The organism is Solwaraspora sp. WMMA2056 (assembly GCF_030345095.1).
In the GTDB taxonomy this organism is placed as follows: domain Bacteria; phylum Actinomycetota; class Actinomycetes; order Mycobacteriales; family Micromonosporaceae; genus Micromonospora_E.
In genome coordinates this window covers 917675-943885 of the sequence record NZ_CP128360.1, presented here as the reverse complement: position 1 = coordinate 943885, position 26211 = coordinate 917675, and the positions used below count along the sequence as shown (strand labels likewise).

Annotated in this window: 25 protein-coding genes, 1 tRNA gene, 1 pseudogene and 1 riboswitch; of the genes and pseudogenes, 17 read left to right on the top strand and 10 right to left on the bottom strand. The window is 70.5% G+C overall.

The features are described 5' to 3' along the window. The first annotated feature begins 2 nt into the window (after positions 1-2). The 6 genes from O7608_RS04360 (at position 3) to pknB (ending at position 8320) form a co-directional block, all read left to right on the top strand. Positions 3-485, top strand: a complete 483-nt coding sequence (locus tag O7608_RS04360) for an FHA domain-containing protein FhaB/FipA (RefSeq protein ID WP_282224643.1) — start codon at positions 3-5, stop codon at positions 483-485. Continuing rightward, positions 482-1954, top strand: a complete 1473-nt coding sequence (locus tag O7608_RS04355; RefSeq protein ID WP_289208753.1) for a PP2C family protein-serine/threonine phosphatase — start codon at positions 482-484, stop codon at positions 1952-1954. Before O7608_RS04360 ends, O7608_RS04355 begins: the two co-directional genes overlap by 4 nt. Before the next feature lie 79 nt (positions 1955-2033). Next, positions 2034-3476, top strand: coding sequence for an FtsW/RodA/SpoVE family cell cycle protein (locus tag O7608_RS04350; RefSeq protein ID WP_289210774.1), 1443 nt, complete (start codon positions 2034-2036; stop codon positions 3474-3476). Beyond that, positions 3473-4981 (top strand): peptidoglycan D,D-transpeptidase FtsI family protein, encoded by a 1509-nt coding sequence (locus O7608_RS04345; protein ID WP_289208752.1) that lies wholly within the window; start codon positions 3473-3475, stop codon positions 4979-4981. The genes O7608_RS04350 and O7608_RS04345 overlap by 4 nt, the downstream gene beginning before the upstream one ends. 1 nt (position 4982) lies before the next feature. After that, a complete protein-coding gene (locus O7608_RS04340; protein ID WP_289210773.1) occupies positions 4983-6488 on the top strand; it encodes a serine/threonine-protein kinase in 1506 nt (501 codons plus the stop codon). Next, positions 6485-8320 carry a Stk1 family PASTA domain-containing Ser/Thr kinase gene (pknB, locus tag O7608_RS04335; protein WP_289208751.1) on the top strand — a complete coding sequence of 612 codons (1836 nt, stop codon included), beginning with the start codon at positions 6485-6487 and terminating at the stop codon, positions 8318-8320. Before O7608_RS04340 ends, pknB begins: the two co-directional genes overlap by 4 nt. 63 nt (positions 8321-8383) lie before the next feature. On the opposite strand, the gene O7608_RS04330 is transcribed toward pknB, so the two are convergent. The 4 genes and pseudogenes from O7608_RS04330 to O7608_RS04315 all read right to left on the bottom strand — a co-directional run bounded on the left by O7608_RS04330 (position 8384) and on the right by O7608_RS04315 (position 11404). Further along, the gene (locus O7608_RS04330; protein WP_282224647.1) at positions 8384-9034 is read right to left on the bottom strand and encodes an aminodeoxychorismate/anthranilate synthase component II; all 651 of its coding nucleotides are present in this window, start codon (positions 9032-9034) and stop codon (positions 8384-8386) included. Positions 9035-9048: 14 nt separating this feature from the next. After that, positions 9049-9363, bottom strand: a complete 315-nt coding sequence (locus O7608_RS04325; protein WP_289208750.1) for a hypothetical protein — start codon at positions 9361-9363, stop codon at positions 9049-9051. 2 nt (positions 9364-9365) lie between these two features. Continuing rightward, positions 9366-10510 (bottom strand): annotated as a pseudogene (locus O7608_RS04320) (class E sortase); the annotation flags it as partial. 81 nt (positions 10511-10591) lie between these two features. Next, the gene (locus tag O7608_RS04315; protein WP_289208749.1) at positions 10592-11404 is read right to left on the bottom strand and encodes a DUF881 domain-containing protein; all 813 of its coding nucleotides are present in this window, start codon (positions 11402-11404) and stop codon (positions 10592-10594) included. 230 nt (positions 11405-11634) lie between these two features. Between O7608_RS04315 and O7608_RS04310 the strand changes: the two genes are divergently transcribed. From O7608_RS04310 to O7608_RS04300, 3 genes are all read left to right on the top strand, one after another. After that, positions 11635-11898, top strand: a complete 264-nt coding sequence (locus O7608_RS04310; RefSeq protein WP_278119775.1) for a cell division protein CrgA — start codon at positions 11635-11637, stop codon at positions 11896-11898. A gap of 312 nt (positions 11899-12210) precedes the next feature. Next, positions 12211-14412 (top strand): (Fe-S)-binding protein, encoded by a 2202-nt coding sequence (locus O7608_RS04305; protein WP_289208748.1) that lies wholly within the window; start codon positions 12211-12213, stop codon positions 14410-14412. A gap of 10 nt (positions 14413-14422) precedes the next feature. Next, on the top strand, positions 14423-15028 hold the full coding sequence (locus O7608_RS04300; protein WP_289208747.1) for a VanZ family protein: 606 nt from the start codon (positions 14423-14425) through the stop codon (positions 15026-15028). Here O7608_RS04300 and O7608_RS04295 read toward each other — a convergent pair. Next, positions 14994-15713 carry a GOLPH3/VPS74 family protein gene (locus O7608_RS04295; protein ID WP_289208746.1) on the bottom strand — a complete coding sequence of 240 codons (720 nt, stop codon included), beginning with the start codon at positions 15711-15713 and terminating at the stop codon, positions 14994-14996. The genes O7608_RS04300 and O7608_RS04295 overlap by 35 nt on opposite strands. Before the next feature lie 179 nt (positions 15714-15892). On the opposite strand from O7608_RS04295, the gene O7608_RS04290 reads away from it, so the two are divergent. Next, the gene (locus tag O7608_RS04290; RefSeq protein WP_289208745.1) at positions 15893-16933 is read left to right on the top strand and encodes a C40 family peptidase; all 1041 of its coding nucleotides are present in this window, start codon (positions 15893-15895) and stop codon (positions 16931-16933) included. A 254-nt stretch (positions 16934-17187) separates the two neighbouring features. Next, positions 17188-17330, top strand: a riboswitch (cyclic di-AMP (ydaO/yuaA leader). A gap of 6 nt (positions 17331-17336) precedes the next feature. After that, the gene (locus tag O7608_RS04285) at positions 17337-18368 is read left to right on the top strand and encodes a C40 family peptidase (protein WP_289208744.1); all 1032 of its coding nucleotides are present in this window, start codon (positions 17337-17339) and stop codon (positions 18366-18368) included. 134 nt (positions 18369-18502) lie between these two features. Here the strand turns inward: O7608_RS04285 and dcd are convergent, their stop codons facing one another. Next, on the bottom strand, positions 18503-19081 hold the full coding sequence (gene dcd, locus O7608_RS04280; protein ID WP_289208743.1) for a dCTP deaminase: 579 nt from the start codon (positions 19079-19081) through the stop codon (positions 18503-18505). A 114-nt stretch (positions 19082-19195) separates the two neighbouring features. On the opposite strand from dcd, the gene O7608_RS04275 reads away from it, so the two are divergent. Both O7608_RS04275 and O7608_RS04270 read left to right on the top strand, forming a co-directional pair. Continuing rightward, on the top strand, positions 19196-19711 hold the full coding sequence (locus O7608_RS04275; RefSeq protein ID WP_289208742.1) for a pyridoxamine 5'-phosphate oxidase family protein: 516 nt from the start codon (positions 19196-19198) through the stop codon (positions 19709-19711). Positions 19712-19805: 94 nt separating this feature from the next. Beyond that, positions 19806-19879: transfer RNA gene (locus O7608_RS04270), tRNA-Gly, on the top strand. Between the two features lie 74 nt (positions 19880-19953). Here the strand turns inward: O7608_RS04270 and O7608_RS31950 are convergent. Then, positions 19954-20334: a ribbon-helix-helix protein, CopG family gene (locus O7608_RS31950; protein ID WP_353850497.1), complete on the bottom strand. Its 381-nt coding sequence runs from the start codon at positions 20332-20334 to the stop codon at positions 19954-19956. Then, positions 20322-20606: a hypothetical protein gene (locus O7608_RS04265; protein WP_289208741.1), complete on the bottom strand. Its 285-nt coding sequence runs from the start codon at positions 20604-20606 to the stop codon at positions 20322-20324. The genes O7608_RS31950 and O7608_RS04265 overlap by 13 nt, the downstream gene beginning before the upstream one ends. A 554-nt stretch (positions 20607-21160) precedes the next feature. On the opposite strand from O7608_RS04265, the gene O7608_RS04260 reads away from it, so the two are divergent. Next, positions 21161-22120 carry an LLM class flavin-dependent oxidoreductase gene (locus tag O7608_RS04260; protein WP_289208740.1) on the top strand — a complete coding sequence of 320 codons (960 nt, stop codon included), beginning with the start codon at positions 21161-21163 and terminating at the stop codon, positions 22118-22120. A 10-nt stretch (positions 22121-22130) separates the two neighbouring features. Here the strand turns inward: O7608_RS04260 and O7608_RS04255 are convergent, their stop codons facing one another. Next, positions 22131-22949 carry a glycosyltransferase family protein gene (locus O7608_RS04255; RefSeq protein WP_289208739.1) on the bottom strand — a complete coding sequence of 273 codons (819 nt, stop codon included), beginning with the start codon at positions 22947-22949 and terminating at the stop codon, positions 22131-22133. Positions 22950-23023: 74 nt separating this feature from the next. Between O7608_RS04255 and O7608_RS04250 the strand changes: the two genes are divergently transcribed. Then, complete coding sequence (locus tag O7608_RS04250) at positions 23024-23467, top strand: hypothetical protein (protein ID WP_289208738.1); 444 nt, start codon at positions 23024-23026, stop codon at positions 23465-23467. 23 nt (positions 23468-23490) lie between these two features. On the opposite strand, the gene O7608_RS04245 is transcribed toward O7608_RS04250, so the two are convergent. Further along, positions 23491-24036 (bottom strand): phosphoribosyltransferase family protein, encoded by a 546-nt coding sequence (locus tag O7608_RS04245; RefSeq protein ID WP_289208737.1) that lies wholly within the window; start codon positions 24034-24036, stop codon positions 23491-23493. 176 nt (positions 24037-24212) lie between these two features. Between O7608_RS04245 and O7608_RS04240 the strand changes: the two genes are divergently transcribed. Then, positions 24213-24875 carry a septal ring lytic transglycosylase RlpA family protein gene (locus O7608_RS04240; RefSeq protein WP_289208736.1) on the top strand — a complete coding sequence of 221 codons (663 nt, stop codon included), beginning with the start codon at positions 24213-24215 and terminating at the stop codon, positions 24873-24875. A 219-nt stretch (positions 24876-25094) separates the two neighbouring features. After that, positions 25095-26207 carry a PP2C family protein-serine/threonine phosphatase gene (locus O7608_RS04235; protein WP_421358463.1) on the top strand — a complete coding sequence of 371 codons (1113 nt, stop codon included), beginning with the start codon at positions 25095-25097 and terminating at the stop codon, positions 26205-26207. Positions 26208-26211 lie beyond the last annotated feature (4 nt).

The following is a 26211-nucleotide window of genomic DNA, read 5'->3' as shown; positions in this document are numbered from 1 at the left end:
CCTTGCCCGAATTCGTCGTCGTCGTTGCCCGGATCGGCTTCATCGTCCTGCTGTGGATCTTCGTGTTCACGGTGGTCGGTGTGATCCGGCGGGATCTGTTCGCCGGCACCCGTGCCAGCCGCCTGGTGGCGGCGCCGCGAGGTGTCGGTACCACGGCGGCACCAGCCCGGCCGGCCAAGGTCAAACGGGGGCGGGCGGCCCACCAGCTGGTGGTGACCGCCGGACAGTTGGCCGGCACTCGGATCACCTTGGGTGAATCTCCGATCACGATAGGTCGTGCGGAGGACTCCACCCTGGTGATCACCGATGATTACGCGTCGGCCCGGCACGCCCGGCTCGTGCCCCGGGACGGCCAGTGGGTCCTCGAGGACATGGGTTCCACTAACGGGACCTACCTGGACCGCGCTAAGGTCACCGGACCTACCCCCGTACCCCTCGCCGTGCCGATCCGGATCGGCCGCACATCTCTTGAGTTACGGCCATGACTCTGACCCTGCGCTATGCCGCCCACAGTGACCGCGGACTGATCCGTGACGGGAACCAGGACTCCGTCTACGCCGGGCCGCGGCTGCTCGCCGTGGCCGACGGCATGGGCGGGATGGCCGCCGGTGACGTCGCCAGCAACATCGTCATCGGGGCGCTGGCCCCCCTCGACGAGGACGTCCCCGGCGACGCCATGGTCGACGCCCTCCGCGGCGCCGTCGGCCTGGCCAACCAGCATCTACGGGACACCGTCGACGCCAATCCCCACCTGGAGGGGATGGGCACCACGCTGACCGCGACGCTCTTCTCCGGCAGCAAGATCGGCATGGTGCACATCGGGGACTCCCGGGCGTACCTGCTGCGCAACGGCGAGTTCGCCCAGATCACCAAGGACGACACGTACGTCCAGATGCTGGTCGACGAGGGCCGGATCAGTGCCGAGGAGGCCAGCAGCCACCCGCAACGGTCGTTGCTGACCCGGGCACTCGACGGGCGCGACATCGACCCCGAATACTCCGTACGCCAGGTCGTCGCCGGTGACCGCTACCTGATCTGCAGCGACGGGCTCTCCGGCGTGGTCAGCGCGGAGACCATCGCCGAGACGCTGCGCGAGTACACCGACCCGCAGCAGTGCGTCGAGCGGCTGGTCCAGCTGGCGCTGCGCGGCGGCGGGCCGGACAACATCACCGTCGTCATCGCCGACGCCACCGACCAGAGCATCCACGAGCAGGCCCCGATCGTCGGCGGGGCGGCCTCCCGCGACCGTGGCATGGCCACCGCCGCCGACGAGTCCACCCCCGCCGCCCGCGCTTCCGCGCTGTCCGCCCCCCGGCCAGCCGCGCCCGAGTCCGCCGAACCCGCCACCGGCCTGGACGACGACCCCGAGCTGCCCCGACGACGCCCGGTACGCGCGGCGCTCGTCCTGGTCGCGCTCGTCGGAATCCTCGGCGCCGGCGTCTGGGCCGGGTGGGACTACACCCAACGGCAGTACTACGTCGGTGCCACCAGCGACGGCCAGTTGGCGATCTTCCAGGGCATGCCCGGTGAGGTCGCCGGCGTCAGCCTCTCCACCGTGCACCAGACCAGCGAGATCGCGCTCACCGACCTGACCTCGGTGGCCCAGGACCGGGTCAAGCGGGGCATCCACGCCGGCAGCGAGGTCGACGCGCAGCGCCACCTGCTGGAGCTCACCCGCGACGAACCGGACAATCCCAACCTGAAGCCGACCTGCCCGCCGTCGCCCTCGCCGACCCCCACCCCGTCGCCGACCCCGCCGCCGCCGGTGGTCGACCCGACCGGTACGCCGCTGCCCGACCCGGACGCCGTGGCCTCCGGTACGCCGCTGCCGGGGAACAGCCCGTCGCCAGAGGCGCCGCAGACCACCCCGGACGCGCCGCCGGTGGAGCCGACCGAGTCGGTCGAGCCGGTCCCGCCGGTGACCAACCCGGCCGGTTGCCGGACGGTCGACTGAGATCCGGGGCGAACGACGTGAAGGAACTCCCGTGACGGCGCCTGTCGGACCCGCCCCACCACCGGCGATCACCGGTGAGATGCCGCGGGTCCGCACCCTGCGGACCCGCCGCAACGCCGAGCTCGGCCTGCTGGCTCTCGCCCTCGTGGTGGTCGGGCTCTACGCGGCGGCCACCGAGGCGGCCGTGCTCGGCACCGTACGGGCCGGTTTCTGGGTGCCGACCGCCGTTGTCGGCCTCGTCTTCCTCGGCCTGCACCTGGTCATCCGGTTCTTCGCCCCGTACGCCGACCCGGCGCTGCTGCCGGCGGTGGCCCTGCTCAACGGCATCGGCGTCGGTTTCCTGCGCCGGTTCGACCTGGCCAGCGAACCCGCCGCCGAGCGGCTCGACTTTCCGATCTTCGCCGGGACCGGCGGCCGGCAACTGGCCTGGACCCTGGCCGCCGTCGTGCTCGCCGCCGGACTGCTGATCCTGGTCCGCGACCACCAGATCGTCGCCCGGTACGCCTACACCCTGGGCCTGGCCGGCATCGTGCTGGTGATGATCCCGGCGGTGCTGCCGGCCCGGTACTCCGAGGTCAACGGGGCCAAGCTGTGGATCCTGGTCGGCGGCTTCTCGATCCAGCCCGGCGAGTTCGCCAAACTGGCGCTGCTGTCGTTCTTCGCGTACTACCTGGTCCGTAAACGTGAGGTTCTCTCACTGGCCAGTCGGCGGGTGCTCGGCATCGACTTCCCGCGTGGCCGCGACCTCGGCCCGGTGCTGGTGGTCTGGCTGCTCAGCGTGATGGTCCTGGTGTTCCAGAAGGACCTCGGCACCTCGCTGCTGTACTTCGGCATGTTCGTGGTGACGCTGTACATCGCCACCGAACGGGTCAGCTGGCTGATCATCGGTCTGCTGCTGTTCTTCGGCGGCGCGTTCCTCGCCTACTACCTCGGCGGCATCGTCGGCGGCCCGTTCGCCAACTTCTACCAGCGGGCCAACATCTGGCTCGACCCGTTCTCCGACCCGTACGCCGACGGCTACCAACTGGTCCAAGGGCTGCTCGGGCTCGGCACCGGCGGGCTGTTCGGCGCCGGACCGGGCGGCGGCCAGCCGCTGAAGGTGCCCGAGGTGCACAACGACTTCATCTTCGCCGGCATCGGCGAGGAGATCGGGCTGTTCGGCCTCTCCGCGCTGCTGGTGATCTACCTGCTGATCGCCGAGCGCGGGCTGCGGGCCGGGCTCGCGGTCCGGGACTCGTTCGGCAAACTGCTCGCCGGCGGCCTGGCGTTCACCCTGTCCCTGCAGGTCTTCGTGATCGTCGGCGGGATCAGCGGACTGATCCCGCTGACCGGCCAGACCACCCCGTTCCTGTCCGCCGGAGGCTCCTCGCTGATGGCGAACTGGCTGCTGGTGGCGATGCTGCTGCGGATCTCCGACGCGGGCCGCCGCCCCGTCGTGGGCGCCGAACCCCGCCCACCCGGTACGCCCGCCGGACCACCAGCCCAGCTGCACGGCGCCCCCACGGAGGTGATCCGCCGATGAACGCCCCGTTGCGCCGTGTCGGCGTGGTCATCATGGTCCTGTTCGGCCTGCTCTTCGCCAATCTCAACTGGGTGCAGGGCTACAAGGCCGAGGAGTACCGCACCAGCGACTACAACGGCCGGGTCCAGGTCGCCGAGTACGACCGCCAGCGCGGCAACATCGAAGCCGGCGGACGGGCCCTGGCCACCAGCACCGAGACCGACGGCGAGCTGAAGTTCCTGCGTACCTACCCGGACAACGAGCTCTACGCGCACGTCGTCGGCTACAAGCCGGTCAACCTGGCCGCGCTCGGCGTCGAACGGGCCGAGAACGAGTTCCTGGCCGGCACCAGCGACCAGCTCTTCGCCGACCGGGTACGGGACCTGTTCACCGGCGAGGAGACCGGCGGCGGCAACGTGCTGCTGACCATCAACCGCCGCGCCCAGGAGACCGCGTACCAGCAGTTGCTGGAGAACCGGGTCGGGGTCAGCCGGGGAGCGGCGGTCGCGGTCGACCCGCGTACCGGGGCGATCCAGGCGCTGGTCTCGCTGCCCAGCTACGACCCGAACCCGCTGTCCAGCCACGACTCCGATGCCGCACAGGAGGCGTACAACGCGCTGGAGGGCGACCCGGACAAGCCACTGCGTAACCGCGCGCTCGGTGAGGTGCTGCCGCCCGGATCCACCTTCAAGGTGGTCGTCGCCGCGGCGGCCCTGGAGAACGGCACCACGATCGACACGCCGATCTCCGCCGGACCGGTCTACCGTCACCCCGACTCCGGCACCGACATCCGCAACGCCGTCCCGTCGATCTGCCCGCAGGACGAGGTGACCCTGATCACCGCGTTGACCGACTCCTGCAACACCGGGTTCGCGAAGCTGGGCGTCGCGCTCGGCGCCGAGACGGTGAAGGCCAAGGCCCGCGACTTCGGGTTCGAGGACGAGGAGCAGGTGGTCGGCCGCACCAACGGCGACAGTGGGCTGCCGGTGGCCGCCAGCCGGACCGGGGACATCGCCAACCCGGACGGCTCCGAGGACGGCGCCGCGCTGGCCCAGTCGTCGATCGGGCAGAACAACGTCCGGATGACCCCGCTGGAAGGCGCGATGATCGCGGCGGCGGTCGCCAACGGCGGCAGCCAGATGCGCCCGTACCTGGTGCAGCAGTTGCTGCACGCGGACCGGACCAGCAGCTACTACACGGCCGACCCCCGCGAGCTGCGGGAGTCGGTGAGCGGCTCGGTCGCCGCCGACCTGCAGGAGATGATGGTCAGCGTCGTCCGTGAGGGCACCGGCCGTAACGCCCGCATCGACGGCTACACCGTCGGCGGCAAGACCGGCACCGCACAGGCCGGCGAGAACGACCGCGACCACGGCTGGTTCATCGGCTTCGCCATCTCCGCCGACGGGGAGCCGATCTCGGCCGTCTGCGTCGTACTGGAGAACGCCGGCGACGGCGGCAGCGCCGAGGCGACTCGGATCTCCGGCCAGATCATGCGGGCCATCATCGCCGAGCGTGAGGGGCGATGAGATGCTGAGCTCCGGGGTCCTGCTCGGTGGCCGGTACCGGCTCGACGAGCGCATCGCCAGCGGCGGGATGGGCGACGTGTGGCGCGGCACCGACGAGGTGCTGGGCCGTACCGTCGCGGTCAAGAGCCTGCTCCCCGCGCTGCTGGAGGAGCCCGGCTTCGCCGAGCGGTTCCGGGGTGAGGCCCGGACCATGGCCACCATCAACCACCCGGGCGTGGTCGACGTCTACGACTACGGCAGCGACAAGCACATCGCCTTCCTGGTGATGGAGTACGTCGAGGGCGACGCACTGTCGCGCACCCTGTCCCGGGTCGGCCGGCTCACCCCGGCCCGCACGATGGCGTTGGTCGCCCAGGCCGCCGACGCGCTGCACGCCGCCCACGAGAAGGGCATCGTGCACCGCGACGTCAAGCCGGGCAACCTGCTGGTCCGGCCGAACGGCACCCTGGTGCTCACCGACTTCGGCATCGCCCGTTCCGAAATGGTGGGGCAGTTGACCGCCGCCGGCTCGGTGCTGGGCACCGCGTCGTACATCTCGCCGGAACAGGCGTCCGGCGCGGTGGCGACGCCCGCGTCGGACGTGTACGCGCTCGGGGTCGTCGCCTACCAGTGCCTCTCCGGTCGACGGCCCTTCGAAGGCGACAATCCGCTCGAGATCGCCATGAAACACGTACGGGAGATGCCCCGCGCGTTGCCGTCGGACATCCCACCCGTGGTCCGCAGCATCGTCGAGCGGTCGTTGGCGAAGGACCCGGCCGCCCGCTGGCCGACCGCCGCCGCCCTGGCTGCGGTCACCCGGCAGGCCGCCACCACCCTCGCCGGGCAGCCCCGCCCACCGGCCACCGGACACCATCCGGGAGCCGGACACCACCCGGGGGCCGCCCCCCGCCCGCCGGTCGCACCCCGGCCGACCTCCGGCGCGCCGGTCTCCCCTGTCGGCCCGATGTCACCCGGTCCGCTCCCGCCGGCACCGCGGCCACCGCAGGGCCCGCCGGTCTCCGGGGCACCCGGCTACCGCCCGCCTGGTCCGCCGACCTCCGGGGCACCCGGCTATGGCCCGCCGGTCACCGGGGCATCCGGCTACCGGCCACCCGCGCCGGCGCAGCCCGGCGGCTACCCGCCGGCCGGGTACCAGCAGCGCCCCGCCGCGCCGGCCCGGCCGCCGCTCGGCCCGCACCAGCAGCCCAACCCGTACGGGTACCAGCGCCCGGCGACCGCACCGCCCCGCTCGGGCGGCGGGGTGTCCCGACAGCTGTTCACCGTCCTGGCCGTCATTCTCGGCGTGATCGTCGCCCTGGTCTGCAGCGGCCTGGCCATCTACCTGATCAGGGACAGCCTCGGCAGCACGGGCGCCCTCGGCCAGCCCGTGGAGCGATTGGTCACGGCTGAGAACCAGATGGCATCCGGACACGTCGAAATTCATGTCGGGGCCGTACCGTCTGTGGAAGGACACGGCACCGCCAGGCATGATCACGACCATCTGAGCGAAGGACGACAAGGACGATGACCGCGCAGGCTCGCCTGCTAGGTGGCAGGTACCAGGTCGGCGAGTTGCTCGGCTATGGCGGCATGGCCGAGGTCCATCGCGGCCGCGACCTCCGACTCGGACGCGACGTCGCGATCAAGATGTTGCGTACCGACCTCGCCCGGGACCGGACGTTCCAGGAGCGCTTCCGGCGGGAGGCACAGAACTCCGCCTCGCTCAACCATCCGGCGATCGTCGCGGTCTACGACACCGGTGAGGAGTACGCCCCGACCGGCGAGACCCTGCCGTTCATCGTCATGGAGTTCGTCAACGGGCGCACCCTCAAGGAGGTGCTCGCCGCCGAGGGCCGGCTGAACCCGCGCCGCGCCCTGGAATACTGCGCCGACATCTGCGCCGCCCTGGAGTTCAGCCACCGGCACGGCATCATCCACCGGGACATCAAGCCGGGCAACGTGATGCTCACCCAGACCGGCCAGGTCAAGGTGATGGACTTCGGCATCGCCCGCGCGCTGGCCAGCGGTGCCACCACGATGACCCAGACCTCGGCGGTGATCGGCACCGCGCAGTACCTCTCCCCGGAACAGGCCCGGGGCGAGTCGGTGGACGCCCGGTCGGACGTCTACGCCGCCGGCTGCGTGCTGTTCGAACTGCTCTGCGGCCACCCGCCGTTCGTCGGCGACAGTCCGGTCAGCGTCGCCTACCAGCACGTCCGGGAGGATCCCCGGGCCCCCAGCGACATCAACCGGGACGTGACGCCGGCGATCGACGCGATCGTGCTGAAGGCCCTGGCGAAGAATCCGGTCAACCGCTACCAGAGCGCCGGCGAGATGCGCGCCGACCTGCTACGGGCCGCCACCGGCCGGCCGGTGCTGGCCACCCCGGTCCTGCGCCAGGACGAGACGGTCGCGATGGGTGCGACGAGCCGGACCGGTTCCACCCAACGGATCCCGGCCGGTGCCAGCGGTGGCTCGTCGTCGCGGCGCACCTCGCCGGCGGTCATCGCCGGGCTCAGCGTGCTCGGCGTGATGGCGGTGGTCGCCCTCGCCGCCGGGCTGATCTACGCCACCACGAACGAGCAGGAGCCTCCGACGGTGGCGCTGCCGAGCCTGGTCGGTCTGCCGATCGAGCAGGCCCGCCTGGAGATCAACAATCTCCGGCTGGTCTCCGAGGAGTCGACTCGCGAGGAGCCGGACTGCACCTTGAACACGGTCCTCGATCAGTCCCCGGAGCCGGGCCAGGTCGAGCCCGGCAGCGAGGTCGCGCTCACCGTCTGCGCCGGCCCGGGGACCGTGCAGGTCCCGTCGTTGGACGGCTTCACCCGGGACGCCGCCGAGCGGGCGCTCGCCGACCGTGACCTGGTTGCCGAGTTCGAGGAGGTCGACAGCTCCGCACCCAAGGACCAGGTCGTCGCCGTGCCGGCGGCCGGTACGGCGGTCGAGCCCGGCACCGTGGTCGAGGTGCACGTCTCGCTCAACAACCTGCGCGATGTGCCCAACGTCGTCGGCCGCACCGAGGCCGACGCGGTCGCCGCGCTGGAGAACGCCGGCTTCGACGTCCGGGTCATCGACGGAGACCCGGTCGACCCCGCCGACTCCGGCCGGGTCACCAGCCAGAATCCGAGCCGGGGCGAACAGCGGGTCAACTCCCGGGTCGAGATCGTGGTCAGCCAGGCGCGTGAGCCCGAGGCTTCACCGAGCCCGACGCTCACGCCGACGCCCAGCAGCACCCCGACCACTCCGCCGCCCGACCCGGGCGACGGTGACGGCGAGGGCGGCGGCACGGGCGGCACCGGTGGCGGCGGCACCGGTAGCCCGCTCGTGCCCGTGCCGAGTCTCACCGGGCTGCTCGGCTGACGCGGGTCCCGGTCTCCGACGCTGGTCCGGCGGCTGACGGCGCCGGGCCGGGGTCCGGCGCCGTCAGGCGGCGGCGAACGCGGCCCGACGCCTGGCGTCGACCTCGGCGGCCAGTCGCGGTGCCCGCTCCCGGGCCTGCGGCAGGCCGCAGTCGGCCAGCCAGTTCGCCAGCATCAGGTGACCGCCCTCGGTGAGCACCGACTCCGGGTGGAACTGCACGCCTTCCACCGGCAGGTGGCGGTGCCGCATCGCCATCACCACCCCGGACGGGGTCCGACCGGTCACCTCGATCTCGTCCGGCAACGTCTCGGCGCGCACGGCGAGCGAGTGGTAGCGGGTCGCGGTGAACGGCTCCGGCAGACCGGCCAGGACCCCGGCCCCGGTGTGGTGCACCTGGGAGGTCTTGCCGTGCAGCAACTCGGGCGCGCGTTCGACGACGGCACCGTACGCGGCACCGATCGCCTGATGCCCCAGGCAGACACCGAAGATCGGCAGCTGTCCGGCGTACCGCCGGATCACGTCCAGGCAGATGCCGGCCCGGTCCGGATCGCCGGGCCCGGGGGAGAGCAGGATGCCGGCGACGTCGAACCGGCCCACCTCGTCGACGGTGACCTGGTCGTTGCGCTGCACCTCGCACTCGGCCCCGAGCTGACCCAGGTACTGCACGAGGTTGAAGACGAACGAGTCGTAGTTGTCGATCACCAGTACGCGCACGTGGCCGCCTCGCCCTAGTCGACGTTCACATCAGGTGGTACGGGGTTGTTCGTCCCGGTGTCGTACGGCAGGTCGTGCTCGTCGAGCCCGCCGCCATCCGGGTCCTGACCATCGGCCGGGTCACCGCCGTCGGCCGGACCGCCGCCGGGGTCGCCGCCGGTCCCGTCCCCGCTGTCGGTCACCTGTACGTCGTCGAACGGCAGCAGCGGCTCGGCCCACGGGAAGACGACGTACCAGAGCAGCGCCACCGACAACCCGGCCAGCAGCACCGAACCGATCAGCTTGCCGGGCAGGCCGAAGGGGAGCTTGCGCCAGATCCAGGCGTACACGGTCAGCCGCCGAGTTCTGCCGGCCGGCCGTCGGCCTTGGGCTGGCTGCGGACCAGCTCGGCGTGGACGATGAGCCGCTGGTAGTTGTCGAACTTCGGGTGGCAGGTGGTCAAGGTGAGCATCGCCTCGGTGGGCTGCGCCCGGCGGTCGCCGGGGACCGGGGCGACGACCTCGGTCTGGTTGGGCAGCACGATGTGGTTACGGGTGACGGCGTAGATGTGCCAGGTGTCGCGGTCCTCGACGACGATGGTGTCGCCGTCGCGCAGCTCGTCCAGCCGCCAGAAGGTGGCCCGGTTCCGGTGCCCGGCGACCGAGAAGTTGCCGACCTGGCCGGGCTGGGCGCTGTCCGGGTAGTGACCGGGTGCGTACCGGATGTCGTCCTGCTCGACGCCCTCCACCACGACCCAGTTCTTGTCCAGTTTCGGGATGTAGAGCCCGGCGACCGGGGTGCCCTGGACCTGGGGGGCGGCGGGCTCCGGTGACGGTGACGGCCCGTCGCTGACCACCGGCGCGGGGACCTCGGCCCACTGCTGGGCGAGTTGTTCGCTCAGATCGTTCTGGTGGGCGTTGACGATGACGGACTTGCCCCAGATCTCGTAGCCGGCGAAGAGCAGCACGATCATGCCGAACGTGATCAACAGCTCGCCGCTGACCCGGGCGGCGGTCCGCAGCCGGGTCCAGACCGTGGGTCGGGTCAGCTCCGAGTAGACGCTCTTGTAGCCGCTGTCGGTGCGTTCGGGCCGGAGCTTGACCACCCGCTCGCCCCGGCGGGCCGGCGGCTTTCCGTCCTCGGCCCCTGCGCCGTCGGCACCCGTACCGCCCGTCCCGGCGCGGTCCGCGCCCGCGCGCCTGGTCGACGGCGGGATGCTGCCGTCCGTCGGCGGCTGATAGCTGCTGACCACGACCGGTAGCACGGTGGTGGAGGCGGCCGACTCCGTCGGGTATGCCGGGATCGCCGCAGTGAGGGCCGCGCTGGGCGGGACCGCCGGCGGCGGGGTGAAGTGCCGCTGGCCCGGCTGCTGTTGCTGCTGGTACGGCTGCTGCCCCGGTTCCTGCTGGCCCCGCTGGTGGCGGCCCGGCTGGTGGTGGTGGCCCGGCTGGTGGCGGCCCGGTTGCTGCTGGCCGGTGAACCGGGGCAGCACGGCGGTGGCGTCGTCCGGTGGCCGGTAGGCCTGGTGCGGGTCCACCTCATCCGGCCTGCCAGCCTGCTGCTGCGGCCCTGCCCAGGTCATCTGGCTGTCTCCGGCACTGTCGTGTGGTGCAGGGCGGTCGAGCCGTCGAACGCCGGGACGCCCAGCTCCGACTCGACCGTCTGCTGGTAGCCGAGCTGGAAGTGGGTCACCGCGTCCCGGAACAACTGCACCCCTTCGGAGTCGTCCAGCGCCTGCTGCAGGGCGGTCGGGTCGCCGATGGCGGCTATCCGGAAGGGCGGCGAGTAGACCCCGCCGTGCAACAGCAGCGTGTTTCCGACACAGCGTACCGCGCTGGTGGACAACACCCGTACATCCATGATTGACATGGCCTCCGCGCCGCCGGCCCACAGTGCGTTCACCACGGCCTGAACGTCCCCCTGGTGCACGACCAGGTCGTCGTTGCTGGCGCCGTCGGGTAGATCGGCCAGCCGGGGTGCGTCGTCGAGCTCGACGACGATGCCCGGTCCGGCCAGTGCGGTGAAGCCGGCCGCGGCGCGGTTGGCCTCGACCCGGGCCCGCTGGTCGGCGATCGGCTGGTCGGACCCGGCGACGATGTTCGCCTGCTGGTCGACCTGCTCGCGCAGCGCGGCGGCGCGTTCCTCGGCGACCGCCAGTTGGCTGCGGCTGTCCACGATCAGCTGGGTGAGCTGGGGGCGGCGGTCCTCCCGCAGGCTGGTGCCGCCGGCGGTGGTGGCGGTGGTGGTGAAGAGCAGCCCGGCGAGCAGGGCGATCAGCGGCACTCCGCTGGACCAGCCGAACTGTCGGCGGCCGGGCCGCCGGCGGTGGAGCCCGCCCAGCGCTCGGCGTACGACGTCCCGCCAGGACGCGCTGCCGGAGGTGTATTCCACTGCAGCCCCTTCCGGCCCGGTAGCCATCGACAACTGTCCGCATAGTGGACTTCCGTTGGTGCGTATCGCACCTGGTGTCCCTGGTTGTGTCCAAATGTCGCCGCTGCTCCGCCGACGTCCATGGCCGGAACGCGCCAACTTGACTACGCTAGCTCCTGAACATTATTGGCCATGGACCGTCGCCGCTGCGTCCGGTTACCGGGCCGGATGATTGCCACCAGGAGAGCGTCGTGCCCAAGTCGCAGGTTCGCAAGAAGAAGGTCTACACCCCGCCGACCGATGTCCGGCCCACCCAGACGGCTGCCACCCGCAAGCCGAGCCCGATCTGGCTGCCGATCGCTGCGGTCTCGTTGATCGTCTTCGGGATCGGTTGGCTCGTCGTCTACTACCTGTCGGAGACGGCGTACCCCGTGGCGACCTGGGGTTACTGGAACCTCGCGGTCGGTTTCGGGGCGATGGTCAGCTCGCTGATCCTGTTGTCCCGCTGGCGCTGAGACAGTCGGATGTGCGGTCGGCCCGGCCGGTTTCCCGTCGGGCTGACCAACCGGTTTCCCGTCGGGCTGACCAGTCGGTTTCCCGTCCGGTCTCCCCTTGGCTGACCAGCCGGTGCTGGCTGGCGGTCTGACCTGCTGTTTTGGTCGCCCCGGCCGATCGGCTCGGCGTGGTGCTGCCCTAGTGTTGCGGTGACCGACGGATCGGTGACGCTGCTCCTTACGTTACTGCCGGGTAACCTGACGGTAGGCTGACGACGGGACCGGCGACCCGGTCACCCGCCGCGCGTCCGCAGCACACCGGGAGGCCAGCGCATGGGCACGGTTCAGATCGTCACCACGGTCGTCGCCGCCATCGTCACCGTGGTGGCGGTGGCGCTCGCCGGCCGAGCGGTCTGGCAGTTCGTCTCGATCATCCGGCTCGGCCAGCCCGACCCCACCCGCACCGGTGACCCGGCGACCCGCGCCACCGTGATGCTCCGCGAGACCCTCGGCCACACCCGGATGCTGCGCTGGAGCGTCGTCGGCGCCGCGCACTGGTTCGTCATGGTCGCCTTCGTCCTGCTCTCCATCCTGGTGCTGGAGGCGTACTTCGAGGTCGTCGACGCCGGCGGCGGCATCCCGGTGATCGGTGGCTGGCTGCTCTACGGCCTGGTGACCGAGTACGTCTCCATCCTCGGCCTGGCCGGCATCCTGGTGCTGATCGGCATCCGGCTGGCGAACCGGCCGAGCCGGGCCGGCGGCCGTTCCCGGTTCACCGGCTCCACCATGTGGCAGGGCTACTTCGTCGAAGCGGTCGTGCTCGCCGTACTGGTCTGCGGGTTCCTGATCCGCGGCTTCCGGGTCGCCACCGACCACTTCGACTTCCCGGTGTGGGCCACCCCGGTCAGCCACGCCCTCGGTGCGCTGCTGCCCGCCTCAGACGCGGCGATCAGCATCACCGCCCTCGTCAAGATCCTCATCTCGATGACCTGGCTGATCGTCATCGCGCTGACCCTGACCATGGGCGTCGCCTGGCACCGGTTCGCCGCCTTCTTCAACATCTACTTCAAGCGGGACCCGGGCACACCGAACTCCGGCCTCGGCGCGCTGCGACCGATGACCAGCAACGGCAAGCCGCTCGACTTCGAAGAGGCCGACCCCGAGAAAGACCAGTTCGGGGTCGCCCAGGTCGAACAGTTCAGCTGGAAGGGTCTGCTCGACTTCACCACCTGTACGGAGTGCGGCCGCTGCCAGTCGCAGTGCCCGGCCTGGAACACCGGCAAGCCACTGTCACCGAAGCTGCTCGTACTGTCGCTGCGCGACCACGCGTACGCCAAGGCGCCGTACCTGCTCGCCGGCGGCGGCAAGGACCTCACCGGCGAGGAGAAGGCCACCGCCGAGCAGCTCGCCACGGTCGACGCCCTGGCCCTGGCCGAGGCCGACCGCCCGCTGATCGGCGGGGCGGACGACGGCGGGGTCATCGACCCGGACGTGCTGTGGTCCTGCACCACCTGTGGCGCCTGCGTCGAGCAGTGCCCGGTCGACATCGAGCACGTCGACCACATCGTCGACATGCGTCGCTACCAGGTGCTGATCGAGTCGAGCTTCCCCAGCGAGGCCGGCGTGATGCTGCGTAACCTGGAGAACAAGGGCAACCCGTGGGGCGCACCGCCGAACACCCGCGAGGACTGGACCAAGGGCCTCGACTTCGAGGTGCCCCGGGTCGGCGAGGTGGACGACTTCGAGTACCTGTTCTGGGTCGGCTGCGCCGGTGCCTTCGAGGACCGGGCCAAGAAGACCACCCGGGCGGTGGCGACCCTGCTGCACTCCGCCGGCGTCGACTTCGCCATCCTCGGCGAGGGCGAGACCTGCTCCGGCGACCCGGCCCGGCGCATCGGCAACGAGTTCGTCTTCCAGATGCTGGCCCAGCAGAACGTGGAGACCCTCAACGAGGCGTTCGGCGACCGGGAGCCGGCGAAGCGCAAGATCGTCGCGACCTGCCCGCACTGCTTCAACACCCTCGGCAACGAGTACGGGCAGCTCGGCGGCGACTTCGAGGTCGTACACCACACGCAGCTGCTGGCCCACCTGGTCGCCACCGGCAAGCTCACCCCGGTCACCCCCGTCGACGGCGGTCTGACCTACCACGACCCCTGCTACCTGGGCCGGCACAACCGGGTCTTCAGCCCACCCCGCGAGGTGCTCGGCGCCGCGCTCGGTGCCGACGACGCGGTACGCGAGATGCCCCGCAACTCGGAGCGGTCGTTCTGCTGCGGGGCCGGTGGCGCGCGGATGTGGATGGAGGAGCGGATCGGCAAACGGGTCAACGTCGACCGGGTCGAGGAAGCCCTCTCCACCGGTGCCCAGACGATCGCCGTCGGCTGCCCGTTCTGCTTCACCATGCTCGGTGACGGGGTCACCGGAAAGCAGTCCAGCGGCGCGGCGGGCGAGGGCGTCGAGGTCGTCGATGTGGCGACCGTGCTGCTCAGGTCGGTCACGCCGGCGGTAGCATCGTCGACGGCCGCCGAGGAGTAGGGAGAAGCGGGTGCTGGGTTGGGCCCGTGAGTTCCTCTCCCAACCCTGGCCGTTCCTGACCCTGGCGACTCTCGCCGTCGTCGGCGTGCTGGTCCACCGGCCACTGGCCCGCCGGCTCGGCTGGGCCCGCTGGCCCACCCTGGGCATGCTGCTGGGTGCGGCGGCGGTCGCCGCGCTCACCCTGCCTCCGGCACCGGTCGGCACCGGCGTACCGCTGGCTCCCGGGGTCTCGGTCTCCGGGCCGGACGCCGCCGTGATCGCGGCCTGCGCCCGGTCGTTGACCGACCCGGCCGTGCTCTGGTCCGGGCTGGTCACGGTGGATTCGCTCGGCGAGCGGGTCGGCAACGTCGCGATGTTCGTACCGCTGGCCTTCTGCACGGTGCTGGCGGTACGTCGACCGGTGCTCGCCACCGGGTTGCTGCTGCTGGCACCGGCCGGGGTGGAGCTGGCCCAGGCGGTGTCCGGGCTGGGGCGGGAATGCGTCGGCTACGACTGGGTCAACAACGCCACGGGCGTCCTGCTCGGTGCGGCCGCCGGCGGGGTCGTGGCGGTGGGCTGGCGGGTGGTCGGCTCCGGGCCGGTCAGCTCCCGCCGCTCGCGACGTTCGTCGCGATGAACACACCGCGCGCGATCCTGCCCCGGCGCTCGTCGAGCACGGTACGGGTGGCGGCCACCGCCCACTCCACCGACGGGTACCGGGCCAGGCACCGCTGAGGCCAGTCCGCGGCGCCACCGTCCGTACCGGTGTCTGTACCGGCGGCTTGCGCGTCGGTGTGCCCGAGGATCCGCAGCGCGTCGAGGGCATCGAGGAGCCCGGCCAGCGCGGCGGTACGGGCACCGACCGGTCCGTTGCCCCGGCGGGCGGTCAGGAGCCGTTGCCGTGCCTCGGTCTCGGGCTCCGGGGTCGTGCCGTCCGGCGTCGGGTAGCGGGTACGCCGCAGGATCGGCACCCGACCCTGCTCACGCCGGAGCAGGCCGGCCTCGGTGAGCGTGTCGAGCACCCGGTCGACCAGCCCGGGTGCGAGGGCGGTCACCCAGTGTTCCGGCGGTTGCCGGGCCGCTGCGTGAATTCTGTGCCAGGTGGCCTCGAGCAACGGGTCGGTGCCGAGCGGGTCGGGTGCGCGTTCGCCGCCTGCGGTGACCCGGCCGTCGACGTCGAGGTCGAGGTGGCCGGTCGCGGCGAGGTCGCACAGTACGGCGCCGGCGACGCTGTGGTCGAGGTCGTCGGTGGCGATCAGTACGGTGCCGGAGTCGTCGTGACCCAGGAGCACCAACTCTTCGGGAAGGCTGAGTGTCGTCATCGTGTCACGCTAGCGTGATCGGATGGACGCTGCCGGTCATGTGGTGCGGTGGGTGGATCCCCAGCCTTGAGCGAATGCGCATCCTTCCAATAGGGTGGTGCACCGACCGCTGCGAATGTCGGCCTCCGTTTCCCCCGCCCGGGAGGCCCCGGCGATCGTTCATGAAGGAGTCGCTGCCAATGGCACGTGTGCTCACCCGTACGCGCGCAGGTGATTACTTTAAGTTTCTATCTGGTGACTCAAAGAAGTGTTCGCCCATTGTCGGGCGTGGTGTCGTCGCCCTGCTGCTCGTCCTGGCCGCGGTCGTGGGGCCGGCTGCCCCGGTGGCCGCCCAACCCTCTCTGGCGGAGATCGAAGCCGAACTGGACGCCCAGTGGCTGAAGCTGGAACCGGTGATCGAGCAGTACAACAAAGTTCGCAGCGAACTCAAGGCCAACCAGAAAAAGGCCGCTGAACTCGACAAGCGGATCGCGCCACTGTCGTTGCAGGCCAGTCTTGCCGCTGACGAGATCGGCGAGGTGGCCAACAGCTACTACCGCACCGGTCCGTCGAGCGAACTCAACGCGTTGCTGAAGACCGGTTCGCCGACCAGTCTCGCTGATCAGCTGCTGGTGCTGGACCGGATCTCCAAGCGGCGTCAGCAGCAGATCGCGACGGTGATCGAGACCCGCGACCGCTACCTTGCCGAGCGGCAGGCGCTCGACGAGCTGATCGCGCAGCAGAAGGCGCAGGACGAGGAGCTGGCCGACAAGCGCAAGACGATCGACGCCGAGATCGACAGGCTGGAGCAGGCGCGGCTGGCCGCGTACCGGACCACCGGTTTCACGGGCGGTTCCGGGGCGTCCGGGCCGTGCCCGGCCGCATCGGTCGGCGGGGCGGCGGGGGTCGCGGTCGGTACGGCGTGCGCGCAGATCGGCAAGCCGTACGTCTGGGGTGCCACCGGTCCTAACGCGTTCGACTGCTCAGGTCTGACGCAGTACGCGTGGGCGAGTGCGGGTGTCGGGCTGACCCACTTCACCGGCGCGCAGTGGAACCAGGGTTCGACGGTCAGTCGGTCGGAGGCGCGCCCAGGTGATCTTGTCTTTTTCTTCAGTGATCTGCGTCACGTAGGTCTCTACATTGGCAACGGCATGATGGTGCACGCGCCACGTCCGGGACAACCCGTGCAAATGGAGAATATCGACAACATGCCGGTGGTCGGATTCAAGCGCGTCGGCTGAACGTGCAGGTCAACGTCGGCCGGTACGGTCCGAAAGTGCGGGGCGGTCGGCGATCATCGATCGTCCGGACCGGCACTTTCGGACCGGCTGGACCCTGTTCTTCGAACGCGTGAACGACGGCGGGTGATATACGACTAGCAATCGATCGAGTACGTTGAGAAATGAGTAGTCACCTCGCTTGCGTGACGAGAACGGCCCTCTCTACCCTTGGGGATCGTCGAGTCGGGAGGACGTCAACCAGCCCGGTTGACCTCGGCCTGACACCGCCAAATCGTCAGCGACACGGCGAGCCGGGGACCCACGGAACCGGGGTGAATCCACAGCGTCGTCTGTGGTAGGGCGTCTCCTTTCCGCCCGAACCCGTCAGCTAACCCGGTAGGCGGTCTGGGGAGAAGGAGTCCTGGTGGCTACGACAGCCCCTCGGCGATCCGGATGGTCCGACCAGGACCACCTCCGGACAGTCCGGAACACCCGTCGACGCCTCCTCCAGGGCGCGATCGCCGTCACCACCAGCATCGGCCTGCTGCTGACCGGCGCACCCGCACCCGCCCAGGCGCAACAGACCGTGGCGGAGATCGAAGCGCAGATCGACGAGGTCTGGGCCGAGCTGGAGCCCACCATCGAACGGCACAACGCCGTACGGCAGGACCTCACAGCCAAGAAGAAGCAGGCCGAGGCGCTGCAGAAGAAGATCCAACCGCTGCAGGTCCAGATCGACCTCGCGATGGACCGGGTCAGCGAGTTCGCCGCCCGGTCGTACAAGGGCGGCAGCCCGTCGGCGTTCAGCGCGATCCTGACCAGCGGCAAGCCGACCCACCTCGCCGACCAGCTGGAACTGCTCGACCAGTTCGCCCGCCGGCAGGCCCGCGACGTCCAGGCCGTGGTCGACCTCAAGGAGAAGTACGCCGCGGAGAAAGCTCCGCTGGACCAACTGATCGTCGAGTTGACCAGCACCGAGGCGCAGCTGTCCGCGAAGGCCAAGGAGATCGACGCCGAGGTCGACCGGCTCCAGGAGCTGCGACTGCAGGCGTACGGATCGTCCACCAGCCTGGGCTCGCTGCGCCCGGCACCCTGCCCGGCGACCTACCCGGGGGGAGCCGCCGGAAAGGCGGTCACCTTCGCCTGCGCGCAGATCGGCAAGCCGTACATCTGGGGATCCGCCGGCCCGAGCGGTTACGACTGTTCCGGGTTGACCCTGGCCGCCTGGCGGCAGGGCGGCGTCTCACTGCCGCACAACGCGGCACGTCAGCGGCAGGTGACCAGGAACATCAGCCGTGACGAGCTGCGCCCCGGCGACCTCGTCTTCTACTACAGCCTGTCCCATGTCGGAATGTACGTCGGCGACGGCTGGATCGTGCACGCCTCGCAGGCCGGCGAGCCGATCGCGATGCGCAAGCTCGGCTCCGGCATCCACAGCTACGGAAGGCCCGGCTAGACCTCACTCCTCCCCATGGCCTGGCGCATGTCGCGGATCCCCCCGTTGCGCGGCAGCACCGGCCACCAGAAAGACGCTCTCCCAGGTCTCCCCCCGGCCTGGGAGGGCGTCTTTCGCTACCTGCCCGCGCTGGCTCAGCTGGTCGGCCAGGTCCGCCACTGCTGCCAGGACCGGCTCGGGGTAGGTCCGCGCTGTCCCTGGTAGCGGGAGCCGTAGACCGACGACCCGTACGGATGCTCGGCGGTCGACGACAGCCGGAAGATGCAGAGCTGGCCGATCTTCATGCCGGGCCACAGCTTGATCGGCAGGTTCGCGACGTTGGACAGTTCGAGCGTGACGTGGCCGGAGAAGCCCGGGTCGATGAAGCCGGCGGTCGAGTGGGTGAGCAGCCCGAGCCGGCCCAGGCTGGACTTGCCCTCCAACCGGGCGGCGAGTGCGTCGCCGAGTGAGACGACCTCGAGCGTCGAGGCGAGCACGAACTCGCCGGGGTGCAGCACGAACGGGTCGCCGTCGGGCACCTCGACCTGCGACGTCAGATCGTCCTGCCGGGTCGCCGGGTCGATGTGGGTGTACAGGTGGTTGTTGAACACCCGGAAGTACCGGTCGAGCCGGACGTCGATGCTCGACGGCTGGATGAGCGCAGGCTCGAACGGTTCGAGGGAGAGCCCGCCGGTCTTGGTCTCCGCGACGATGTCCCGGTCGGAGAGGAGCATCGTCACACCATAGCGACCCTCGGCCGGGCACCTCGCCGGCTGGGGTGATCGTCGAGGGCGGACACGCCGCGTTCCGACTATCTCTTCGAACACATGTTCGATAGAATGGTCGGCATGGCAACCTGGTCCCAGTTCGCAGCCGACGAGCCCCGCCTGGCCACGGCGATCCGGCTTCTCATGCAGCAGTACGGCCCCGGTCTCGGCTACCTGGCGACGGTGCGTGCCGACGGTGGCCCCCGGGTTCATCCGGTCTCGCCCGTGATCACCAAGGACGGGTTGTTCTGCTTCATCGTCGACTCGCCCAAGCGTCGCGACCTGGAGCGCGACGGGCGGTACGCGCTGCACTCGTTCCCGCCGGAGGAGAGCGACGACGAGGCGTACCTCGCCGGCCGCGCGCGCCCGGTCACCGACGTCGCCACCGTCGCCCGACTCGCCCGCTCCGCGCGTGCCGTGCCGCACGTGGACTGGCGACTGTTCGAGTTCACCGTCGACGTGGCGATGGTCGCCCGGCACGGCACCGGCGCCGGCCCCGCCACCACGATCGCGCTGGAGCCTGCGGTGCAGGTCTGGATCGACCCGGCCAGCGGCACCCCCGTTCCCCACGAGGCGGCGGCTGCGGTCGCCTGCTGATCGACACTCGTCGCCCGACCGCCGGTCGTCTCGACGAGCCGGGCGTGAGGGCGTTGCGCACCAGGGCGGCCGACAGGGTAGAGTAGGGCCGCTCGCGGGTGTAGTTCAATGGCAGAACATCAGCTTCCCAAGCTGACAGTGCGGGTTCGATTCCCGTCACCCGCTCCACACCGAAAGCCCTGGTCAGGATCACAATCCCAACCAGGGCTTCGTCGTATGCGCGCGGGATCGCCGCCAGCTTCCTACTTTCGCGGGTACGCGGCCTGCAGCACTTCACGGATCAACTCGCTGGGACTGCGGTTGGTCAGCTCTGCCACCTTTTTGATCATTTCGTAGGTTTGGTCGTCAACTCGGATGCTGATCTTGTGCGATGCGCCGCCACTGCTGGAGAGTGGCGGTCTGCCGACCCGGCGGGGTGCGAGACTGTCGGGGTCGTACCCAGCCTCTGCTTCTGCGACCAGTTCGCTCTCCAGCTGCGACGTGAGCGTCGTACCGTCCTTGGTCTGTCGGCTGGCTGCCCGAGTCGCCCGGGCTGCGGTGGTGGTTGCCCGGCGTGGTGCCTTTGTCTTGTTAGATGTCGTGGAGGTCGTTCGGTCCTTCGTCGCTCGCGTTACACCCGCCATGGCTTCGCCTCCTTGTAGAGCCGGTTGTACTTGGGTCGCATGTCCATGGAGTGGATCACGCGCAGCGTCCCGTCCAGCAACTCGATGGCGACGACTTCGAGAGCGACGCCGTCCCTGTCGTCGCCGAGGAACAGCAGCCGTTCTGGCCGGTCCGGGGGTTCTGGTGGGAGGGCGTACGGCTGACCGCAGTGTTCGATGACGTACCGTGATCGATGTTGCGCTATGTTGTGCTTGCTGGCGGACTGCGCCCACGAGTACCTGTACCTGGCCACGCGTCGTATTTTGTCCGACGAAACCTGTCCTGGCTAGGATGACACGTTCGCTCGACCGCCGGCAAGGGCCCGGCCAGGCAGCTCGATCTGTCGTTGCGCTGGGAATTCCCCGCGCGCCGTCCAATCGTGCCATTGCCTTGCCAGTAGGCCAGGACGATGAAGGCCAGCCCACGCTACGGGAGGCCCCTGTGGCCTGGGGGACGAGCCCAGCACGGGCCCGGGTCGGCGATTCCCAAGCTGACAGTGCGGGTTCGATTCCCGTCACCCGCTCCACACCGAAAGCCCTGGTCAGGACGCCAGTCCCAACCAGGGTCTGCTGCTGCATGTGCGTGGGTCGCCGGATCGCTACTTTCGCGGCTACGCGGCCTGCAGCACTTCGCGGATCAGCTCGCTGGGGCTGCGGTTGGTCAGCTCTGCCACCTTTTGATCATTTCGTAGGCTTGGTCATCGACTCGGATGCTGATCTTGGTAGTGCTGATCGCCCCCGCCGCAGGTGCGGCAGATCTCACGACCTGGGCAGGCAGGTCCGACCCGGACCGCGACAGACTGGCGTCGTGACCGCGATCTCACTGCAGGCGAATCCATCCGATGCCGGTAGCTGGCTGCAACTCGCCCGGAAGTGCGAGACCGCCGGATTCGACGCCTTACTTGTCCCGGACCATCCGGGCTCGGCGGCCTCGCCCTTCGTCGCTCTCGCGGCTGCGGCGGCCGTCACGTCGACCATCGGGCTCGGCTCGTACGTATCCAATGCCGGAGTCCGCGAACCCATGCTGCTCGCGGCCGATGTCGCCACGCTCGACGTGGTCTCCGGCGGCCGCGCCCGCCTCGGCCTTGGCGCGGGCCACACCCCGGCCGAGTGGGAGGCGATCGGGCGACATCGGCCCGATGTCGCGGGTCGGGTACGGCGGTGCACCGCGGTGGCTGAAGCGGTGCGTGCCCTGCTCGACGGTGCGGAGGTGAGTGTCGACATTTCTGAGGTCACCGCACGTGCGGCCCGGCTGACCGGGCCAAGGCCAGTGCAGGACCGAGTGCCGCTCACTGTCGGCACGGGCAACTCCCACCTGTTGCGCTGGGCGGGAGGCAACGCCGACGTCGTCGGTCTCACCGGGTTCGGCCGCACCCTCCCCGACGGGCACCAGCACCAGACCCGCTGGCGCAGGGACGAGATCGAGGCACAACTGCGGCAGGTCGCGGTCGGTGCCCACGGGCGTGACGACCCGCCGCAGCTCGAGGCACTCGTACAGAAGGTGATCGTGACGGACGACGCGGAAGCCGACGCCGCAGGCATGAGCGCGGCACTCGGCATGACCGTGGCCGAACTACTGGCCACGCCCTTCGTGCTGATCGGCACCGAGTCAGAGATCCTCTCCGCCATCGCCGAGCACGAGAGGCGCTGGGGCGTCACCCGTTTTGTCGTACGCGAGGATGCCTTGGATCCGTTGACCCCCGTGATCGGACAGCTGAGTCGCCGGTTGCGCGGCGGCGCACTGGGCGGCGTACCGCTGGAAGACTAGAGCCCGCAACCTACAGCGGGCCGAGTTCGTCGAGGTCGTAGCTGGTCGCTGCCAGTACGGGTGTCGGTGCCGCGTCGGTCCGGGTCCAGCCGCGGCGTAGCGCCGCGACCCGGGCTTCGATGACCTGGGTACGGTTGGCCCGTTCGATAGGTGACCAGTGTGCCTGCTGGCTGGTCACCTGGCCGGCCCACCGGCGGTAGAGCAGCCCTGCCTCGCCGATGAAGTAGCCGTCGCGTACCGCGTCGGCCGCCAGCAACAGCCCGGTGTCCTCCGAGGCGGGCAGCGCCATCCAGCCGCCGAGGGCGAACAGCAGGTCGGTCCGGATGCACAGGGTCGCCGGGTGCACCGGCAACTGGTGGGCGTTTGCCTGCCAGTGCCGGTGCACCGTCCCGGCGGTCAGCCTGCCGGGTGCCGGGTCGGTGGCTACCGCCGAGGTGCTGCCGTCCGGGGCCAGGTCCAGCGCCCGCGCCGTGGTCCAGCCGATGGTCGGATCGGCTGCGAGGACCGCGATGTCGCGGGCCAGCGCGTCGGCGGTGAGCCGGTCGTCGGCATCGAGCACCTTCACCAGCGGCCCGTCCACCCGGGACAGCGCCATGGTCCGGGTGACGCCCGGCCCACCGGGTCGGTTGGTCCCCGTACTGATTCGGGGGTCGTCGGGCAGGGCGGCGGCGACCGCGCCGGTCTGGCCGTCCTCCTGGACCAGCCAGCGCCACTGCCAGCCGGCGGGTAGTCGCTGGTCGCGCAGTGAGGCGTACGCGGCGGTCAGGAACGGGATGCTCGGCGGATGGACGGGGGTGACCACCGAGATGATCCGGGTTGACCGCTGCACCGGAGTGACTTTACCGATGGTGGTTGATCCGGGACCTACGGTCGTGCCGCCGGGTGCACTGGTACTAATTGTCCATGCCGGAATCGTCGGATCAGCGCTCGGTGGACGCCGCCCACTCCCGTCCCGTCGGGGTGGACGACGCGACGGTGGCCGCACTGGGCGAGCTGAGTAAGGCGCTGGAGACGGTGCACCGCGCGCGGGGTCACCTGTACTCGATGCACCAGCTGATCGGCGGTGCGGACGCGACCCTGGACCGGGTGGTGCAGCTGCTGAGCGACGCCGGCCACCATCAGATCGCCGAGCGGGTGCAGGACGAGCTGATCGGCCGCAACGTGCTGGCGGGCCGGTGGACGTTCCAGCTGGTCGAGGAGTTCGACGACGGCTACTACGCGGCGTTCCAGGAGATCGAGCGGGCGGCCCGCGACGAGTTGGCGGGCGGCCGCCGACACATCCACGAGGCCGAGATGAAGCAGTCCCGGCGCACCGCCGGTCGGCCCGGGCACGAGGCGACGCCGTAGCTCGTGGCCGGGTCGGTCGTGGGTCAGAGTTCCGTACCGTGCAGCAGGCTCCGGATGCGTAGTTCGTCGACGACGGCCGGCGGGCAGTCGGCGACGATCACCGCGCTGCCGGTGACGGTGGCCTGCCGTACGGCGACGAGCTGCGCCATCGCCCGGAGCTGAGCACCGGTGCTCACCCAGTCGTCGACGAGCAGGACCCGGTCGGCGGGGCGCAGGTGGCGGTCGCGGATGCCGAGCCGCAGGGTCCGTCCCCGGTAGTCGGGTGCCGTCGTGGTCCAGGTGGTGGCATCGGCGATGGCCCGTTGCGGGTCTTCCTTGTACGCCGGCACCACGCCGACGCCGAGCGCGCTCGCCACGAGTGGGGCGATGAGCAGCCCGGTCACCTGGGGTGCCATCACCACCGTGGGGCGGTCGTCGGCGGCGAGCGCCGCCAGCGCGGGCCCGAGCGCAGCGACGATCCGTGGGTCGCGCCACCAGCCGGACATGTCGCTGACGAGGTGGCTGCTGGTCGGGCCGGGGTCGTGCCAGCGGAACGTGTCGGTCAGTAGGCGTCGGATCCCGTCGGTCACCGGCCGAGTATGCCGCCAGGTACGCCGCCGACGGGTGCCGCGACGGTGCCGTGACGGGTGCCGTGACCGCCGTAGCCGGGTTGTCGGGCGTTGCCGGGGCTCGCCTTGACAGGACAAGCGCTGCTGTGACTACCCTGCGCGACGGTTATGTTGTCCCCTCGCCCCAGGAGCAACCCATGACGTCACGGCATCGCTCCGCTCGCTCCCGACGGTTGCGGTTCGCGCCCTGGTTGGTGGTTGCGCTGGTGGTCGGCGGGGTGTCCGGGGGTACGGCGGCTGCGGTCCAGTGGACGGCCGGCTCGTCGCGTACGACTGAATGGGTCGACGTCGCGCCGTCGGGCGTCGCGTCACCATCGGCGTCGGCGGCGTCCGCGTCACCGTCGGACACCGCGACGTCGTCGCCGGCTGCCACCGGCACGCCGACCCCGGCGGAGTCCGCGCGGGGCGACCGGGCGGCCCGTGGCGCCGAGCGGGCGGCGACGACCCCGTCGCCGGAGGCGTCGCCGACGACGGCCGAACCGCCGTCGGCGTCGACCACGGGGGACTCGGTGGTCTCCAGTGGCACCTGCGGCACGTCGTACTACGCGAGCGGCCAGGTGACCGCCAACGGCGAGTCGTTCGACCCGTCGGGAATGACCGCCGCGCACCGCACGTGGGCCTTCGGTACGCGGGTCCGGGTGACCAACCCGCAATCCGGTGCTGCTGTGGTGGTGCGGATCAACGACCGGGGTCCGTTCGTCGAGGGACGCTGTCTCGATCTGGCGCGTGGGGCTTTTGAGCAGATCGCACCACTTTCTGTCGGTCACCTCGAGGTGCAGTACGAGGTACTCGACGACTGACCGCGCAAACTGAGTGACCAATCAGTGCTCCGACGCTGGTCAGAGCCGGAATGTGCCAATCCGAGTTGTACCCGCAGGTTGAGCAACCAGACACGTCCCGCCGGGTCGGACCAGAAAACCAGATCGCGTCGTATACCCCAGGTGGCCAGAACCGGGTCAGACAAGGGGTCAACAGCATTGGGCCGCCGCACCCGATGAGTCATGCTGTTTCGCGTACCCATGCGCATCACACCGATGGGCGGCCGCCGCCCACTGAGCTCCGGATCCCGCGTCGGCCTCGGCGCGGCCCTCGTGCTGCTCGCGCTCGTGTCGGTCGTGGAGATCGCCGACGGCTCCGGAGCGAACTACGTGGGGCTGGTCGCGGCGGCGCCGTTCCTGGCCGCCGCCTTCGCCACCTGGCGGGTCGTGCTCTCCATCGGAGTGCTGGCCACCCTGATGGGCGGCGTGTTCGCGTTGACCGGGCAGATGGTCTCCCTGGCCACGGCGGTGAACGTGGTCGGCATCGCGCTGGCCACCGGCCTCGCCGCCGCAGTGGCGGTGATCAGGGAACGCCAGGCGCGGCAGATCGCCGAGCTGTCCCGGCTGGCGTCGGTGGCGCAACAGGCCGTGCTGCGACCGCTCGGACCGCAGGTCGGCACGCTCGCCGTCGCCGGACGCTACATCTCCGCCACGGCCGCCGCGGACATCGGCGGTGACCTGTACGAGGCGCTGGACACCCCGTACGGCGTACGGATGATCATCGGCGACGTACGCGGCAAGGGCCTGGACGCGGTCCGGCTGGCGAGCATCGTGCTCGGGTCGTACCGGCACGTCGCCTACGAGCGGGCGGATCTGCGCGCCATGGTCGCGGACCTGGACCGGGCGGTCGCCCGCAGCGTCGGGGACGAGGACTTCGTCACTGCGGCCCTGGTCGAGGAGCGCGGCGGCACGCTCACCATCGTCAACTGCGGCCATCCGGCACCGCTGCTGCTGCGCCGGGGCGAGGTGATCCCACTCGAACCGCCGGCACCGGCACCGCCGCTGGGGTTCATGCCGGTGGTACGGCCCCGGGTGGAGCGGCTCGAACCGGGTGACCGGCTGCTGCTGTTCACCGACGGCCTGGGCGAGGCGCGTCGCGACGGCGCGTTCTTTCCCACTGCCGACCGGGCCTGGCAACTGCTGGGTCACGGTACGGTCGGCGACGGTCTGGCCTCGTTGGAGACCGCACTGATCGAGTGGGTGTACGGGCGGCTCGACGACGACATCGCCCTGGTGCTGATGGAGTACTCCGGCTCGGGCGCGGTGCCGGCGGCGTCGGTGCCCAGTTGGGAAGTCGGCGTCGCCGACGGCTGATTCG